At 75.0% G+C, this 2,460-nt stretch carries 2 protein-coding genes; both read right to left on the bottom strand.

The annotated features are described in order from the left end of the window. A partial coding sequence (locus EF918_RS34780) for a glutamate synthase-related protein (RefSeq protein WP_125652852.1) occupies positions 1-1,421 on the bottom strand: 1,421 nt, incomplete at its 3' end. Then, positions 1,418-2,413: an asparagine synthetase A gene (locus tag EF918_RS34775; protein WP_125652851.1), complete on the bottom strand. Its 996-nt coding sequence runs from the start codon at positions 2,411-2,413 to the stop codon at positions 1,418-1,420. The genes EF918_RS34775 and EF918_RS34780, both read right to left, overlap by 4 nt. Between the last annotated feature and the right edge of the window lie 47 nt (positions 2,414-2,460).

The following is a 2,460-nucleotide window of genomic DNA, read 5'->3' as shown; positions in this document are numbered from 1 at the left end:
GACGCGCCGGCCTGCCTGGTCCGCCGGTGCGAGGCGCGGGCCCTGGAGCTGCGCCTGCTCACGAGCGCCCTGGGCAAGCACCGCGGCACCGACCTGGACCCGGCCGACCTGTGGGACCCGGCGGCGCCGGGCCCGAGCGCGCCCACCGGGCCGGTCGGGTCCGGGGCGGCCGGGTCCCACAGGTCGGCCGGGTCCAGGTCGGTGACGTGGTACTTGCCCAGGGCGCTGGTGAGCAGGCGCAGCTCCAGGGCCAGCGCCTCGACCAGGCGGACCAGGCCGTCCTCGGGGTCCTCGTCCACGGCGAGCAGGGCCGCCCGGCCGAGGCCGACCGCGGTCGCGCCCAGGGCGAGGGCGCGGACGGCCCGGGCGCCCTCCCAGATCCGGCCGGTGGCCAGCAGGTCCCCGGCCGGCCGGCCGATCCGCCGCAGGCACTCGCCGAGGGGCAGGCCCACCTGGTCGAGGAAGGCGCGCGGCGCCCAGCCGGTGCCGCCCTCGGCGCCGTCGACGGTGACCGCGTCGGCCCCCGCCGCCCAGGCCGTGGCGGCGGCCCGGGCGACGTCACGGCCCGGGTGGAACTTCACCCAGGTGCGGGCCAGCGGGAAGTTGTTCCGCATGAACCGCAGTTGCTGGCGGACGATCTCCTCGGTGAAGGTGCCGGGGGTGGCGCAGCGCAGCCACCGCTCCCGGTCGCCCAGCAGGTCGCGGACCGCGAACTGCCCGGCCAGCCGCTCCGCCTCGGTGGTGCCGACCACGGTCATCCCGCCCAGGCCCGGCTTGGCGCCCTGGCCCACCTTCAGCTCGAAGCCCAGCCGGCCGGAGTCGCGCAGGGCGCGGGTACCGGGATCGCTGTAGAGGAGGTTCCACACCTCGGAGTCGGCGTCCTCGGTGGACTGCTGGACCACGACCCCGCCGACCCTGTCGGGCACGGCGTCGGCGTAGGCGGCGATCCGCTCCAGGAGCGCGGAGCGCATCCCGTCGGCCTCACCGCCACGGTGGTAGCCGTGGACCGGCACCATGTTCTCGCCGATCACCATCGGGACGCCCAGCCGGGCCGCCTGCCGGGAGGCGGCCAGCCCGAGGTCACCGCTGCCGACCCGGGTGGAGCCGAACGCCGAGAGGTAGAGCGGCAGTTCGGAGGCGAAGCCGCCGATCCGGCCGGTCAGGCCGACGTCCTCGTAGGAGGGCTCCCGGCCCAGGTCGATCAGCTTCTCCAGACGGCGCGGCATGAACACCGGCGGCACGATCCGCAGCCGGTCCAATCCGTCCGGCCCGGCGAGGGCGGTGGCGGACGCCGCGGGGGCGCCGGCACCGAACAGGCCGGTGCCGTACGTGCCCGCCGCCGGGAACACGGTGGCCGAGCCCGCCCGGGCCCGCTCCCGTACCTCCTGCTCCGGGAACCCGGGAGCGTGCAGCCCGCTCACGGCGCGATCACCCCCGGCAGCTTCGGGTAGGCGCTGACCTGCCAGAGGGCGTCCAGCCCGGTCAGGAAGCGCACCAGCCGCTGGAGCCCCATGCCGAAACCGGCGCTCGGGGAAATGCCCTCGCGGGCCAGTTGCAGGTACCAGGCGTACTTGGCCGGGTTCTCCCCGCTCTCCCGCATCCGCGTCACGATCGTCGCGTAGTCGGACTCGCGCTCGCTGCCGCTGACCAGCTCGCCGTACCCGCCGTGCGCGAGCAGGTCGAAGTTGCGCAGCACGCCCGGGCGTTCGGGGTCCTCACGGTCGTAGAACCCGCGCGAGCCCTTCGGGTAGTCGTCCACGAAGAACGGCCGGTCGGCCTCCAGGGACAGCACCCGCTCGCCGGCCCAGTCGATCTCCGCGTCCGGGCTCTGCGGATGACCGCCCGCGATCAGCCGGGCCACCGCCTCCTCGTGGGTGAGCGCGTCGAACTTCCCGGACCGCAGCTCGGCGAAGTCCAGCTCGTCACGGCCCAGTTCGCGCAGGACCTCGGGCACGGCGGTCCACACGTGGTCCACCACGTGCGTGAGCAGCCCCGCCGCGATCTCCTGGGCGTCCTCCCGGGTGCCGCCCGCCAGCTCCACGTCGATCTGGTGGAACTCCACCAGGTGCCGGCCGGTGCCGGCGGTCTCCGGCGGCTCCACGCGCACGTTCGGCGCGATGTAGAACAGCCGCGGAAAGCCCTTCAGCGAGGCCTGCTTGTACAGGATCGCGCTCGTCATCAGCTTGTACGGCTGCCCGTAGTAGTCCACGTCGAGGGCCTTGGCGCCGCGCCCGCCGGGGTCCGTCACCGGCCCGACCAGCGGCGGCAGCAGCTCGACGAAGCCCTCGCCGCGCAGGAACTCCCGCGCCGCGTACAGGGCTTCCTGCTGCACCAGCATCGCGGACCGCAGCTGCGGTGACGCCAGGTGCTCGCCCAGCGGGGGCGGAGTGGGCACGTCGGGGGTGAGGTCCATGTCGTCGACTCCTTGTCGTGAGGGTGGTGACGGGGGGCGGGTGAGGG

Source organism: Streptomyces sp. WAC06614 (genome assembly GCF_003949795.1).
GTDB lineage: Bacteria > Actinomycetota > Actinomycetes > Streptomycetales > Streptomycetaceae > Streptomyces.
The sequence above is the reverse complement of the archived record's forward strand: the minus strand, read 5'-3'. Positions and strand labels throughout refer to the sequence as shown.